General features: G+C 61.3%; 13 protein-coding genes. 1 reads left to right on the top strand and 12 read right to left on the bottom strand.

All coding sequences use genetic code 11. The annotated features are described in order from the left end of the window. The 12 genes from D6877_RS05000 to D6877_RS04945 all read right to left on the bottom strand — a co-directional run. Positions 1-1,388, bottom strand: a 1,388-nt coding sequence (locus D6877_RS05000; protein WP_130910052.1) for a HAMP domain-containing protein, incomplete at its 3' end; no start/stop codon positions are given. A gap of 139 nt (positions 1,389-1,527) precedes the next feature. Further along, entirely contained in the window at positions 1,528-2,817 is a 1,290-nt protein-coding gene (locus D6877_RS04995; protein WP_016771943.1) for an adenylosuccinate synthase, read from the bottom strand. Positions 2,818-2,871: 54 nt separating this feature from the next. Then, on the bottom strand, positions 2,872-4,059 hold the full coding sequence (locus D6877_RS04990) for an ATP phosphoribosyltransferase regulatory subunit (protein ID WP_016771944.1): 1,188 nt from the start codon (positions 4,057-4,059) through the stop codon (positions 2,872-2,874). 312 nt (positions 4,060-4,371) lie between these two features. Further along, positions 4,372-5,241 (bottom strand): protease modulator HflC, encoded by an 870-nt coding sequence (gene hflC / locus D6877_RS04985; protein ID WP_016771945.1) that lies wholly within the window; start codon positions 5,239-5,241, stop codon positions 4,372-4,374. After that, entirely contained in the window at positions 5,241-6,407 is a 1,167-nt protein-coding gene (hflK, locus tag D6877_RS04980; RefSeq protein ID WP_130910051.1) for an FtsH protease activity modulator HflK, read from the bottom strand. The genes hflC and hflK overlap by 1 nt, the downstream gene beginning before the upstream one ends. 96 nt (positions 6,408-6,503) lie before the next feature. Further along, a complete protein-coding gene (gene hflX, locus D6877_RS04975; protein WP_016771946.1) occupies positions 6,504-7,805 on the bottom strand; it encodes a ribosome rescue GTPase HflX in 1,302 nt (433 codons plus the stop codon). Positions 7,806-7,817: 12 nt separating this feature from the next. After that, the gene (gene hfq, locus D6877_RS04970) at positions 7,818-8,084 is read right to left on the bottom strand and encodes an RNA chaperone Hfq (protein WP_016771947.1); all 267 of its coding nucleotides are present in this window, start codon (positions 8,082-8,084) and stop codon (positions 7,818-7,820) included. A gap of 95 nt (positions 8,085-8,179) precedes the next feature. After that, positions 8,180-9,151: a tRNA (adenosine(37)-N6)-dimethylallyltransferase MiaA gene (miaA, locus tag D6877_RS04965; protein WP_130910050.1), complete on the bottom strand. Its 972-nt coding sequence runs from the start codon at positions 9,149-9,151 to the stop codon at positions 8,180-8,182. Beyond that, entirely contained in the window at positions 9,151-11,058 is a 1,908-nt protein-coding gene (gene mutL, locus D6877_RS04960) for a DNA mismatch repair endonuclease MutL (RefSeq protein WP_130910049.1), read from the bottom strand. Before mutL ends, miaA begins: the two co-directional genes overlap by 1 nt. Further along, positions 11,055-12,485: an N-acetylmuramoyl-L-alanine amidase gene (locus tag D6877_RS04955; protein ID WP_024011366.1), complete on the bottom strand. Its 1,431-nt coding sequence runs from the start codon at positions 12,483-12,485 to the stop codon at positions 11,055-11,057. Before D6877_RS04955 ends, mutL begins: the two co-directional genes overlap by 4 nt. Continuing rightward, positions 12,486-12,956 carry a tRNA (adenosine(37)-N6)-threonylcarbamoyltransferase complex ATPase subunit type 1 TsaE gene (tsaE, locus tag D6877_RS04950; RefSeq protein WP_130910048.1) on the bottom strand — a complete coding sequence of 157 codons (471 nt, stop codon included), beginning with the start codon at positions 12,954-12,956 and terminating at the stop codon, positions 12,486-12,488. It lies immediately after the preceding gene. Beyond that, positions 12,944-14,443 (bottom strand): NAD(P)H-hydrate dehydratase, encoded by a 1,500-nt coding sequence (locus D6877_RS04945; protein ID WP_130910047.1) that lies wholly within the window; start codon positions 14,441-14,443, stop codon positions 12,944-12,946. Before D6877_RS04945 ends, tsaE begins: the two co-directional genes overlap by 13 nt. Positions 14,444-14,506: 63 nt before the next feature. Here D6877_RS04945 and queG point away from each other — a divergent pair. Continuing rightward, a partial coding sequence (queG, locus tag D6877_RS04940) for a tRNA epoxyqueuosine(34) reductase QueG (RefSeq protein WP_130910046.1) occupies positions 14,507-15,093 on the top strand: 587 nt, incomplete at its 3' end.

Raw genomic sequence — 15,093 nt, 5'->3', positions numbered from 1 at the left:
ACCTTCGCCCCGGTATCGACCTGCCCGGCCAGCGCTTCGATCAGGCTGCCGACCTTGGCGGAAGTACGAGTGTTCTCATCGGTGGCCTGACGAATATCGACAACCTGCTTCAGCGCCGCCTGCATTGCCTGACTTTCCGACTGCGCCTCGTCTGCCATTTGCGACAGCGCGCGAAGGCTTTCTGCAACTTCATCGCGCTGCATTCCGGCAGCCGCATCGGCGCCAGCGTTGCGCAAAGTCATCGCGCCGATTTCCACGCCAGTGCGCTGAGCGACATCGCCCGCCTCGCGTACGATCGGCTGCAATTTATCCACAAAGCGATTGACCGCCGAGGCCATGTCGCCGATTTCATCCTTGCTGTTGATCTGCACACGCTTGGTCAGATCGCCCTCGCCCGCTGCCAGATCGTCCATCGCCGCATTGAGCATTTTCAGACGATTGACCACACGATGACCGAGCACCACGGCCAGCAACAGCAGCACGCCGCAACCGACCAGTGCCAGGCCAAGGCCGATACGCCAGCGCAGTGTCGCGGCAGCGTCTTGAACGGTTTGTGCGGTGTTGGCTTTCATTTCGCCAGCGGTGCCCTGCGCCGATTGCAGGCGCGCCTGCATTGCCTTGGCGCTGTCCGCCGCTGCGCCTTTGAGGCTGTCGCCGACCAATTGATCGCTGCTGGCAATTAGCGCGAGGAAGCGCTTGTCGAGCTCGGCGAGATCGGTTTCTACCGAGGCCGTGGACACGCCCATCAGCACTTTGCCGATTTCCACGCCATTGGGATTGATCGAGGCTTCGAGGTAGTAAACCGAAGGATCGTTTTTCGCCGCATCGAGTACTTTATCCAGCGCACGCTCGCCCTGACCTTTTTCCAGCAAGGCCTTGTTGATCGGATTTTCACGGTTGAGATAACGGGTCAGATGCTGGCCGGTGGCGTCGTCATACACCACGAACAGCACGTTGGGATTGCGCTGGGCGCGACGGGCGAACTCCGACAGCGTCGGCACGTCGCTGTCCCACATCGCACGCGGCGCTACGGATGCAAGCAACTGCGCCATGTCGTTGGCCGAATCCTTTAGATCCTTTTCCAGCGTCGCCCGCAGTTGCGCCTGCTCTTCTTTGAGGCGTGTGGACAGGCCAGCCGTGAGGCGCTGACGAGTGCTGGCCGATAACGCATCAAGACTTGAAGTGACTTCACGCCCCGCCTGCTCCAGCTCACCGGAGAGTTTCTGGCTGTCGGCACCCAAGCGCACAGCCAGATCAGCTTCGAGCGCCGTGACCGTGCTCCGCGTCAGGGCAACCGCCACCAACACCTGCACCAAAAGGGCGATACCAAGGGTAACGAACACCGGCCGCAACAAACGGCTTTGTAACAGTGAGAGAACGGCTGACACTTTAAATCCCTCTACTTCTGACGCCATTAATTTGATGGCACTCTTGTAGACAGATTCACAGCAAAGGTCATGCCGTCCAACAGGCATAAACGACAAAGGCCCCGATTAAGGGGCCTTTGTTTTTTACATCAACAACTTATCAAGCGAACGGATGACGCAGAACGATGGTTTCGTTGCGGTCCGGGCCCGTCGAAATAATGTCGATCGGCGCGCCGATCAACTCTTCAACGCGTTTGATGTAGGCACGAGCATTGGCCGGCAGCTCTTCCAGGGTCTTGGCACCCACGGTCGATTCGCTCCAGCCCGGCACTTCTTCGTACACCGGCTGCAGGCCGACATAGCTGTCAGCGTCGGTCGGCGCAACGGCGTTGCCCTGCGCATCTTTATAGCCAACGCAGATGTTGATGGTTTCCAGACCGTCGAGTACGTCCAGCTTGGTCAGGCAGATGCCCGAAATGCTGTTCACGTCGATAGCGCGACGCAGGATGACGGCGTCAAACCAGCCGCAACGACGGGCACGGCCGGTGGTGGCGCCGAACTCGTGACCTTGCTTGGCCAGGTGCGCACCGACTTCGTCAAACAGCTCGGTCGGGAACGGGCCGGAACCGACGCGAGTGGTGTAGGCCTTGGTGATGCCCAGGATGTAGTCCAGGAACATCGGACCAACGCCCGAACCGGTCGCCACGCCACCCGCGGTGGTGTTGGAGCTGGTCACGTACGGGTAGGTGCCGTGGTCGATGTCGAGCAACGAACCTTGCGCGCCTTCGAACATGATGTCCTTGCCGGCACGACGCAGGTCGTGCAGCTCGGCAGTCACGTCGAGCATCAGCGGCTTGAGCAGCTCAGCGTATTCCTTGCACTCGGCCAGGGTCTTTTCGAACTCGATGGCTGGTTCCTTGTAGTAACCGACCAGCATGAAGTTGTGGTAATCCACCAGTTCACGCAGCTTGTCTTCGAAGCGCGGCATGTTCAGCAGGTCGCCGACACGCAGGCCACGACGGGCAACCTTGTCTTCGTAAGCCGGGCCGATGCCGCGACCGGTAGTACCGATCTTCAGCTCGCCACGGGCCTTTTCACGGGCCTGGTCCAGCGCAACGTGGAAGGACAGGATCAGCGGGCAGGACGGGCTGATACGCAGGCGCTCGCGCACCGGTACGCCTTTCTCTTCCAGCTTGGTGATCTCGCGCAGCAGGGCGTCAGGTGCAACCACCACGCCGTTGCCGATCAGGCATTGCACGCCTTCGCGCAGCACGCCCGACGGAATCAGGTGCAAGACGGTTTTCTCGCCGTCGATCACCAGCGTGTGACCCGCGTTGTGGCCACCCTGGTAGCGCACTACGGCGGCAGCATGTTCGGTCAGCAGATCAACGATCTTGCCTTTGCCCTCATCACCCCACTGGGTGCCCAGGACTACGACATTCTTACCCATAACACTTGTCCTCATTCGCGCAAACTTGGTGCCGGCGATGGCCGGCAGGAAAACTCAAGAAGCCAGTGGCGATACTTGCCAAAGCCCGTTCTGCTGAATCAATTGCCGGTCGCAGTCCGCATCACGGGCGGCGGCCAAAGGTTGTCCAGGCAAGGCCTGAACGACACGCTGACCCTCACTGCGCAACTGGCAAACCTGCTGCCAGAGTGCCGCATCCGTACTGTCAGGCATCCAGATACCGCCAGACGGTAGCTCGATCTCAGCACGCCCCAGGGTCACCAGGGTTTTCAAATCGGTAGAGAAACCAGTCGCCGGACGGGCGCGACCGAAGTCGGCACCGATGTCATCGTAACGACCGCCCTGAGCGATGGACTGGCCAACGCCCGGCACGAACACCGCGAACACCACACCGGTGTGGTAGTGGTAGCCGCGCAACTCGCCGAGGTCGAAATACAGCGGCAGCTGCGGGAAGCGCACGGAAAGACGCTCGGCGATCGCCAGCAGATCTTCCAGCGCCGCCAGCACCGGCGCCGGCGCATTGGCCAGACGCTCGCGGGCAGCGCTCAACACTTCACGGCCGCCACACAGATCAACCAGTGCGCGCAGCATGCCCGACAGATCGGCCGGCAGGCCTTCGGTCAGGGTAATCACTTCATCGATGGCCTTGCGCTGCAGGGCATCGAACAACTGCTGCTCGACTTCACCGGACAGACCAGCGGCACGCGCCAGACCACGGTAGATGCCGACATGGCCGAGGTCCATGTGCACGTCCGGCACATCGGCCAGCTGCAGCATGGCCAGCATCAGGCTGATGACTTCGACATCGCTGCTCGGGCTGGCGTCGCCGTACAGCTCGGCGCCCAGCTGGATCGGGCTGCGCGAGGACGACAATGCACGCGGCTGAGCATGCAGGACGCTGCCGGCGTAGCACAGACGGCTCGGGCCTTCGCGACGCAGGGTGTGCGCATCGATGCGCGCCACTTGCGGCGTGATGTCGGCGCGGAAACCCATCTGCCGGCCCGATTGCGGGTCGATGACCTTGAAGGTACGCAGATCCAGGTCCTGGCCCGCGCCGGTCAGCAGGGATTCCAGGTACTCGATATGGGGAGTCACGACGAACTCGTAACCCCAGCTCTGGAACAGATCCAACACCTGACGACGCGCGACTTCAATGCGCGCCGCCTCCGGTGGCAGTACTTCTTCGATGCCATCTGGCAGCAGCCAGCGGTCTACCGTTGCCATTACGCCATTCCCCTTTGATCCGGGCGGCCAGCACTAGGCGAGCCTTGAGTGAAGCAGAAAATGACCGGGGCGTTCAAAACGCACGCGCATGAACGACGCAGCGAAAGGCCGGCTGGCGGCTTCGCCCATCACTTTCCTCGAAAAACGCCCGGGCTATTCAAACCCGATGTCTGCAACAAAAACAGCAATCAAACGTGCAGACGCAAAAAAGCCGGGAATTTCCCGGCTGCCGCATCATACACACGTTTTCCGAAAGGATCACCCCGCCCGAGGTTTTAGCCGCCGGGCGGACTGATTCAGGTCAACGTCGTATCAAGGTTTGGCTTTTTCCAGATAACGGAAGAAGTCGCTACTTGGGTCGAGGACCAGGACGTCGGATTTGTTCGCGAAGCTTTCACGGTAGGCACGCAGGCTACGGTAGAAACCGTAGAACTCCTGGTCCTGGCCGTAGGCCTTGGAGTAGATCGCAGCAGCCTGGGCGTCACCGTCACCGCGAACCTCTTCGGATTCACGATAGGCTTCGGCCAGCAGCACGCGGCGTTGACGATCGGCGTCGGCACGGATGCCTTCGGCCAGCTCGTTACCCTTGGCGCGGTGCTCGCGAGCTTCACGCTCACGCTCGGTGCTCATACGCTCGAACACGCTGCGGTTCACTTCCTTCGGCAGATCGATGGCCTTGACCCGGACATCGACCACTTCGATACCCAGCTCTTTTTCCGCCATCTTGTTCAGCGACGCAGTGATGTCAGCCATCAGCGCATCACGCTCACCCGACACCACTTCGTGCAGGGTGCGCTTGCCGAACTGGTCACGCAGACCGGATTCGAGACGACGGGACAAACGCTCGTCGGCGATCTGCTTCAAACCCGAAGTCGCGGTGTAGAAGCGCTCGGCATCTTTGACCCGCCACTTGGCGTAGGCATCGACCATCACGGCTTTCTTTTCCAGAGTCAGGAAGCGTTGCGTCGGTGCATCCAGCGTCAGCAGACGCGCGTCGAATTTGCGCACCTGGTTGACGTAAGGCACTTTCACATGCAGACCCGGCTGGACATCGGCCTGAACCACACGACCGAATTGCAGCAGCACCGCGCGCTCGGTCTGAGCGACGATATAGAAGCAATTCCAGCCCACCAGTACCACAACGACGCCAACGATCAGGGCGATCAGCGATTTATTGCTCATCAGCGGGTCTCCCTTGTACGCGTCTGCGGCACGTCGGTGACATGCGGCGTGACGTCCGTGTTGTTGCTGGCGGCCGAACCGGTCACCGGTGCATTACCCGAACTGTTCTGGATCATCTTGTCCAACGGCAGGTAGAGCAGATTGCTCTGGCCGTTCTTGTTGCCGGTCACGAGGACCTTGCTGGTGTTGCTGAAGACTTCCTGCATGGTGTCCAGGTACAGACGCTCGCGGGTGACTTCAGGTGCCTTGCGATACTCGGCGACCAGTTTGGTGAAGCGATCGGCCTCACCCTTGGCGCGCGAGATGGTCTCGTCGCGATAACCGTTGGCATCTTCGATGATGCGCTGGGCCTGACCACGGGCTTCCGGTACCACGCCGTTGGCGTAGGTTTCGGCCTGGTTGCGCGAACGCTGCTCGTCTTCACGGGCGCGGATCACGTCATCGAAGGCTTCCTGTACTTCACGCGGTGCCGCTGCGCTCTGTACGTTGACCTGGGTGACGGTGATACCGGTGCGATAGGTATCGAGGAAACGTTGCAGACGCTCCTTGATTTCGCTGGCCATCAATTCACGACCTTCGGTCAGCACCTGGTCCATGGCGGTGGAACCGACCACGTGACGTAGTGCACTTTCAGTCGCGTGTTGCAGGCTGATTTCCGGCTGATCGACGTTCAGCACGAAGTCCTGCAGGTTGCTGATCTTGTACTGCACGGTCAGCGGCACTTCGACGATGTTCTCGTCTTCAGTCAGCATCTGGCCCTGCTTGGTGTACGCACGCTCACGCGTCACGTTCTCCATGTACTTCTTGTCGATCGGCGGGAAATAGATATTCAGGCCCGGCCCCACGGTTTCGTAGTACTTGCCGAAGCGCAGCACCACGGCTTGCTCCTGCTCGTCGACGACGTAAACCGCGCTGTACAGCCAAACGGCGGCCAACACGACCAAGCCGATGCCGAGCAGGCCGCCAAAGCCGCCACTCTTGCCCGGACCACCGCCGTCGTCACCACCACGTTTCTTACCACCACCGAACAACCCGTTCAGGCTTTCCTGCAGCTTTCGGAAGGCCTCGTCGAGATCCGGTGGTCCCTTGCGGTCGCCGTTATTGCGGCGCTTGCCACCCCAGGGATCCTGATTATTCGAGTTGCCACCCGGCTCATTCCAAGCCATAGCGCTCTCCATCTGATAAAGCAAAGACGCACCCACGGCGCGCCGACCAATGCTACAGAATGCCTGCCGTTGCGGCACAACCGCTTTGTCAGGCTTTTATTGCAAAGTGTGTTGCTCGATGAATTCCATCGGCTGCAATCCTTCGCGGCTTACCAATCGATTCAGCTCGATCCGGGGCAAACGAACGGCCAGCAGGCTGACACCTTCTTCATCGTATTCTTCTTTCTGCACCGCCCCGAGTTCGAAGAACTGCGCACGCAGCCGAGCGAAGCGTTGCGGCAAGCGCAAGGTACCGACGAACAGATCACTGCCGAGCAACTCGGCGATGGCCTGTTCAAGCAACTCCAGACCGCTACCATCACGCGCCGAAAGCCAGACCCGTTGCGGCTTGCCATCGGCATCGCGCTGGATCTGCGGCTCGACGCCTTCGAGCAAATCGAGTTTGTTATAGACCTCGAGGATCGGCAAGTCCTGGGCACCAATCTCGCCCAGCACCACCATCACCTGCTCGATCTGCAACATGCGATCCGGTTCGGCCGCATCGATCACGTGCAACAGCAGGTCGGAATTGCTCGACTCTTCGAGCGTAGACCGAAATGCCTCGACCAGCTTGTGTGGCAGGTGACGAATGAAACCCACGGTGTCGGCGAGGACAATCGGACCGAGGTCGTCAAGCTCCAGCCGGCGCAGGGTCGGGTCGAGTGTGGCGAACAGTTGATCGGCCGCGTACACCTCGGACTTCGTCACGTTGTTGAAGAGTGTCGATTTGCCGGCGTTGGTGTATCCCACCAGCGAAACGGTAGGAATGTCCGCACGGGATCGGCCACGGCGCGACTGCTCGCGCTGACTGCGCACCTTCTCCAGCCGCCCCTTGATCTGACGCAGGCGAACCCGCAGCAGACGGCGGTCGGTTTCCAGCTGGGTTTCGCCCGGACCGCGCATACCGATACCGCCACCCTGACGTTCAAGGTGAGTCCAGCCGCGAACCAGCCGCGTGCTCATGTGGTCAAGCTGGGCCAGTTCGACCTGCAGCTTGCCCTCATGGGTGCGTGCGCGTTGGGCAAAAATATCGAGAATCAGCCCGGTGCGGTCGATCACGCGACACTCGAAAACACGTTCGAGGTTGCGTTCCTGACTGGGCGTGAGGATGTGATTGAAAATCACCAGATCGGCTTCTTCAGCCTTGACCAGGTCGCGCAGTTCTTCGACCTTGCCGCTGCCGATCAGATATTTGGCGGTTGGCCGATGACGCGGCACGTTAAAAAACGCGACGGTCTCGGCGCCAGCCGAATTTGCCAACTCCTGAAACTCCTGCGGATCTTCGCGCGCCTCAGGGTCCTGTCCATCCAAGTGAACGAGGATGACTCGTTCACCACCACCGTGGCGCTCAAAGAACAAAGGAGACTCCTATCAGGCGTTACCCGGCGCTGCATCGGCATCGCCCTGTTCGTTTTCGGTTGCGCTAGGCAGACGAATTGGACGAACCGGCACGACGGTCGAGATAGCGTGTTTGTAGACCATCTGGCTTACGGTGTTTTTCAGCAGGATCACGAACTGGTCGAACGACTCGATCGTCCCTTGCAGCTTGATACCGTTGACCAGGTAGATGGAAACCCCGACTTTCTCTTTACGTAAAGTGTTCAGGTAAGGGTCTTGTAGCGAATGCCCTTTTGACATGTGCCGCACTCCTTTAAGGATTCAATAATAAAAACAGGTAAATTCAGATGGCTTCGGCCGTCACACCCCCAAGGATAGACGGCAATTGCAAGGACTCAGCTCAATATGGAGATGGTCCCAAGGTATTTCAAGGCGCGTGGCAGATTGTCGCAATCAAGACTGTCCAGCCAGTGCAAATCGTCCCAGCTGCGCAGCCAGGTAAACTGGCGTTTGGCCAATTGGCGCGTGGCGATGATGCCCCGCTCCTGCATCTGGGCCAATGTCAGCTTGCCGTCCAGGTAATCCCAGACTTGGCGGTAGCCTACCGCACGTATAGACGGCAACCCCGAATGCAGGTCACTTCTCTTACGCAGGGCTACGACCTCGTCGATGAATCCCTGTTCCAACATATTTGTGAATCTTTGTTCAATTCGCTGGTGCAGAACCTGGCGATTCGCCGGAGCAATGGCCAAGTTCGCGACAGTATAGGGCAATTGTTGGCGTCCCGAAGCGGCTGCTTCAGTACTTTGCGCAGATTGTTGCTCGCGCAGGGCGGTCATGCTCTGCCCGCTGACTCGATACACTTCCAGCGCCCGACTCAAGCGCTGCGGGTCATTGGGATGAATGCGCGCCGCCGACACCGGATCAATTTGCGCCAACTGCTCGTGCAGCGCTTGCCAGCCGAGGCGTGCAGCTTCTGCCTCGATCTGCGCACGGACCTCAGGATCGGCCGCCGGCATGTCCGCCAGACCTTCAACCAAAGCCTTGTAATAGAGCATGGTGCCGCCAACCAGCAGCGGGATCTTTCCTCGCCCAGTGATTTCGGCCATGGCCTGCAACGCGTCGCGACGGAAATCGGCAGCGGAATACGCTTCAGCGGGGTCGAGGATGTCGATCAGCCGGTGCGGGTATTGCGCCAGCAACTCTTTCGAAGGCTTGGCTGTGCCGATGTCCATGCCGCGGTAGACCAGCGCCGAATCGACACTGATCAATTCGCACGGCAGCACCTTGGTCAGCTCGATGGCCAGATCGGTCTTGCCCGCAGCGGTCGGGCCCATCAGGAAAATCGCTGGAGGAAGCTGGCTCATCAACGACCGCGCAGGAACAGTTTGTCCAGATCGTCCAGGCCCAACTGGGTCCAGGTCGGTCGGCCATGGTTGCATTGACCGCTGCGCTCGGTGTTTTCCATGTCGCGCAGCAGGCCGTTCATTTCCGGCAGGGCCAGACGCCGGTTGGCGCGGATCGCGCCGTGGCAGGCCATGGTGCCGAGCAATTCGTTGAGGTGCGCCTGGATACGGTCGCTGGTGCCGTACTCCATCAAATCCGAAAGCACGTCGCCGACCAGTCGATTGGCTTCGGCTTGCTTGAGCAATGCGGGAATCTGCCGGATCGCCAAGGTTTCCGGCCCCAGGCGCTGCAATTCAAAACCAAGGCGCTGAAACCAAGCGGCGTGTTCTTCAGCACAATCGGCCTCGCGCTGACTCACGGCCAGCGACTCCGGCACCAGCAACGGCTGGCCACTAAGACCTTCGCTGGCCATGGCGATCTTCAGGCGTTCGTACATGATTCGTTCGTGGGCGGCATGCATGTCCACCAGCACCAGACCATGGGCGTTCTCGGACAAAATATAGATGCCCTTGAGCTGCGCCAGTGCATAGCCGAGCGGCGGGATATCTTCCTGACCGGTCGGCAGCGCGCTGGCATTGGCTTCAGGCAGCGGCGCGAAGAACTCCTTGTAAGCAGCTTGCGCCTCGGCAGCGGGCACCACCGATTGCGGACGCGGCGTGTATTGATACTGATAAGCGCCGCCAGCGCTGGCACCAGACGCAGTGTTGAACGCCGGTTGCGCCTGCGGCTGCTCCAGCAGCGCATTGGCGGCCAGACGCATCTCGCCTTGCGGGCCGAACTCACCCGCCTCGATGCCAGTTGGCCGAACAATCGCCGTGGTGACCGAGCCGGCCAGTTGATCTTCCGGACGCACATCGCCCAACGCGCGGTGCAGCGTGCCATACAGGAAATCGTGGACCATGCGCCCGTCACGGAAGCGCACTTCGTGCTTGGTCGGGTGCACGTTGACATCTACCGCCGCCGGATCGACCTCGAAAAACAGCGCGAAGGTCGGGTGCCGGCCATTGAACAGCACATCGCGATAAGCCTGACGCACCGCGTGGGCGACCAGTTTGTCGCGCACTGCCCGACCGTTCACAAAGAAATACTGCAAGTCAGCCTGGCTACGGTTGAAGGTCGGCAAACCGACCCAGCCCCACAGATGCAAGCCATTGCGTTCGATCTCGATCGGCAACGCCTGCTCAAGAAAACCCGAACCGCAGATCGCCGCCACCCGCCTTGCGCGGGCTGCATCATCGTGGGCCTCGTGCAGGCTGAGGATGGTCTTGCCGTTGTGGCGCAGATGAAAAGCCACGTCGAAGCGCGCCAGCGCCAGACGCTTGATCACTTCCTGCAGGTGATCGAATTCGGTTTTTTCGGTCTTGAGGAATTTACGCCGGGCCGGAGTGTTGAAGAACAGGTCGCGGACTTCCACCGAAGTGCCCACCGGATGCGCCGCCGGCTGCACGCGCGGCGCCATGTCCCGGCCTTCAGTCTCGACCTGCCAGGCCTGGTCGGCATCGCGGGTACGCGAGGTCAGGGTCAGACGCGCCACGGAGCTGATCGACGCCAGCGCCTCGCCACGGAAACCCAGGCTCATCACCTGTTCGAGGTCTTCGAGGTTGCGAATCTTGCTGGTGGCGTGACGAGCTAGGGCCAGCGGCAGGTCATCGGCGGAGATGCCGCTGCCGTCGTCGCGCACGCGCAGCAACTTGACGCCGCCCTGTTCGACATCGACATCAATACGCCTGGCGCCAGAGTCGAGGCTGTTTTCCAGCAGCTCCTTGATCACCGAAGCCGGGCGCTCAACCACCTCACCGGCGGCAATCTGGTTCGCCAGTCGCGGGCTGAGCAGCTCGATGCGCGCCGTGTTCAATACCTGGTTCATTCTTTGGACGCCAGTTCGGTGCCTGGAATGGTCAGGTGCTGACCGACTTTCAGCTCATCGCTTTTCAGGTTGTTGGCGGCACGCAAGGTGGCCGGCGAAACCTGATAGCGCACGCCGATCATCGCCAGGGTTTCCCCCGGGCCGACACGGTGGTCACGCGGTCCTTGGGCGATCTTGCCGGAATCACGCAGCCAGGCGATGTAGGTGCCCGGTGGTGGATTCTGCTGGAAGAACTGACGCACGCCGCTGCTGATCGAACGGGCCAGCGCTTGCTGGTGGCTCGATGCGGACAGTTTGTTCGCTTCGTTGGCGTTGGAGATAAAACCGGTTTCGACCAGGATCGACGGGATGTCCGGCGACTTCAGCACCATGAAGCCGGCCTGTTCCACGCGCTGTTTATGCAGCGGCGTGACGCGACCGATGTTGGTCAGCACCTTTTGCCCGACATTGAGGCTGGAAGTCAGCGACGCGGTCATCGACAGGTCGAGCAGCACGCCGGCGAGCATGCGGTCCTTGTCATCAAGGCTGACGTTGCCGGCACCGCCGATCAGGTCGGAACGGTTTTCACTGTCGGCCAGCCAACGGGCGGTTTCGGACGTAGCGCCACGATCGGACAGGGCGAACACCGAAGCACCGAAAGCTGCTGCGGACGGCGCGGCGTCGGCGTGGATCGAGACGAACAGGTCGGCGCCCTTCTTGCGTGCGATTTCGGTTCGCCCGCGCAATGGAATGAAGTAGTCGCCGGTACGGGTCAGCTCGGCGCGGAAGCCTTTCATGCCGTTGACCTGACGCTGCAGCTCGCGGGCGATCTGCAGCACCACGTCTTTCTCGCGCTGGCCGCGCGAACCGGACGCGCCCGGGTCTTCACCACCGTGGCCGGCGTCGATCACCACAATGATGTCGCGCTTGCCGGCCGGGGCTGGCGGCAACTTGATCGCCGGCTCAGTCGGGGTAACCGGCACTGCCGGCACAGTCGCCACCGACGGCGTCGGGGCCGGCGGCGGCGCGGCATCGGCCGGGTTGTCGAACAGATCGACCACCAGACGGTTGCCGTACTGCGCGTTCGGCGCCAGCGAGAAGCTTTTCGGGGTGACGGCTTTTTTCAGGTCGATGACCACGCGCAGGTCGGTCGGCGTGCGCTGGGCTGAGCGCATCGCGGTGATCGGCGTATTCGCGGTCTGCACGTTCAACGGCGCGCCGAGGGTGGCGCCGTTTATGTCGATGACCAGCCGGTCCGGGGCTGTCAGGGTGAAAACGCTGTGCTGCACCGGGCCGCTGAGGTCAAAGACCAGTCGCGTGTTGTCCGGCGCCCGCCACAGGCGCACGCTGTTGACCTTTGAATCGGCCACAGCGTTGACGGTTACTGCCATCAACATCAGTCCAGCGGCAGCCACCAACGCGCGAAAGCGCATACCAAACCCCATCATTTAATTGGATTCCAATGCCAAAGCGGCACACCAGGCCTCGCCACGCGAGCCCTGGGCTAAAATTTTCAGCGAACGCCCGCTGTCTTGCGGGCCAATGGTAATGGTCAGGTCAGGCTTTGGCAAAAAGCCTGCACCTTTATCGGGCCACTCGATCAGGCACAGGGCATCGTCTTCGAAGTAGTCGCGGATACCGAGAAACTCCAGTTCCTCGGGATCGACCAGGCGATAGAGGTCGAAGTGGAAGGCACGAATGTCACCGATCTCGTAGGGCTCGACCAATGTGAAGGTCGGACTTTTTACCGCGCCAACATGCCCCAAACCGCGAATGATGCCCCGCGACAGCGTGGTTTTGCCCATACCCAGATTGCCTTCGAGAAAAATCAGGCCATGGCCCTGGGTGACGCGGGCGATCCGTGCGCCAAAGTCGCTCATCGCCTGTTCATCGGCCAGGTACAGGGTTACTTCAGACACGGTGCTTGCTCCTCCAACAACTGACGAATGGCTGGAATCAGATCACTGGCCGCCAGCCCACGGCCGAATTTGCCTTGTTGCATACCCGCGTTGGCATGCAGCCAGACGGCCAGGCATGCCGCATCGAACGCGTCCATGCCTTGGGCCAGCAATGCGCCGGCCAGACCGGCCAGCACATCGCCGAGCCCGCCCGTGGCCATCGCCGGATGGCCCTGATGACAGAGGGCCAGACGCCCGTCTGGATGGGCGATCAGACTGCCGGCACCTTTCAGAACCACTACCGCTGAATACTTTTTGCTCAACGCCAGAGCAGCGGCCGGGCGATCGGCCTGCACCTCGGTGGTGCTGACGCCAAGCAAGCGCGCCGCTTCACCCGGATGCGGGGTGATCACGCAATCCTTGGGCAACTGGACAAAATCGCTGGCCAGCAGGTTCAACGCGTCAGCGTCCCACACTTGCGGCAACGTGGCATTGGCGGCTGCCGACAATAGGGCACGGCCCCAACTGGCCTGACCGAGTCCCGGCCCGACCACCAATACCGAAACCTTTTCCAGCAGACCCATCAGTTGATTGGCTGACGAGGTGCCGAGAGCCATCGCCTCCGGCACGCGGGTTAGCGCCGCAGGGACATGTTCGGGACGGGTCGCCAGCGAGACCATGCCCGCGCCGCCGCGCAAGGCCATTTCAGTGCTGAGCAGAATCGCCCCGCCGAAACCATGATCGCCACCAATCAGCAGCACATGGCCAAAGCGGCCCTTGTGCGAGGTCGCCGCGCGCGGCGCAAGTGCTGGAAGATTAGCGGCGCTCAGGCGTTGAGCGCAGACGGGAATGTCACTGAAAATTTCGTCGGTGGCTTGCAAGTCGTTGAACACCAGTTCGCCGATATGATCCGCCGCATCGCCGGTCAACAGCCCGACCTTCATACCAATGAATGTCACCGTGAGATCGGCGCGGACCGCGACACCCAGTTCACGCCCGGTATCGGCACATAGCCCGGAAGGAATATCGACCGCCGCTACCGGCAAACCGCAGGCGTTGATCGCCTTGATCGCCGATGCATAGGGCTCACGCACTTCGCCGCTCAGGCCTGTGCCGAGCAAGGCATCGAGGACGACACCGTGCAGCTCGCTTTGCGCCTGCCAGCCTTGCACCACAACACCTGCGGCCACCGATTCGACATGGGCCAGCGCGGCATCACCCTGCAAACGCTGCGGATCGCCGACGGCGAGAACGCGCACCATCCAACCGGCCCGCAGCGCCAGCCCGGCCACCAGATAACCGTCGCCAGCGTTGTTGCCGTGCCCGGCGAGCACGGTCAGTTCGTTCGCTGCCGGCCACTTGCGCACCAGTGCGCGCCACGTCGCGCGGGCGGCGCGTTGCATCAATTCGAAGCCCGGCGTGCCGGCGGCGATCAGCCGCGCGTCGAGTTCGCGCACCTGCGCGGCGCGGTACAGCGCGTCGGGTAATTCATCTTTCGTCTGCGGCATGCGTCTTCGGGCTCCGATGTCTGGCAGAATTATACGCACCTCAGCTCCGGTTTCTCTCGCCTCATGTCCGCCATCACCACAGACCTGCCCGCCCTCGCCCAATCGATCAAGGATTGGGGCCGCGAGCTGGGCTTCCAGCAAGTCGGCATCAGCGGTCTGGACCTGGCCGAACACGAGCAGCATCTGCAGCGCTGGCTCGAGGCCGGCTACCACGGCGACATGGACTACATGGGCGCCCATGGCAGCAAACGCTCGCACCCCGACGAGCTGGTGCCGGGCACGTTGCGCGTGGTTTCCCTGCGCATGGACTACTTGCCGGGCGATACCGAAATGGCCAAACGCCTGGCTGAACCGGAAAAGGCTTACGTGTCGCGCTATGCCTTGGGCCGCGATTACCACAAATTGATCCGTAAACGTGTTCAACAATTGGCCGACAGGATCCAGGCAGAGATCGGCCCGTTCGGTTTTCGTGCCTTTGTCGACAGCGCGCCGGTGCTGGAAAAAGCCATCGCCGAACAGGCCGGGCTGGGCTGGATCGGCAAAAACACCCTTGTACTGAATCGCAAGGCCGGCAGTTATTTCTTCCTCAGCGAGTTGTTCGTCGACCTGCCGTTGCCGGTGGATGAACCGCATAGCAGCGAACATTGCGG

It is taken from the genome of Pseudomonas sp. Sample_9 (assembly GCF_004307535.1).
Lineage (GTDB): Bacteria > Pseudomonadota > Gammaproteobacteria > Pseudomonadales > Pseudomonadaceae > Aquipseudomonas > Aquipseudomonas mercuritolerans.
The sequence above is the reverse complement of the archived record's forward strand: the minus strand, read 5'-3'. Positions and strand labels throughout refer to the sequence as shown.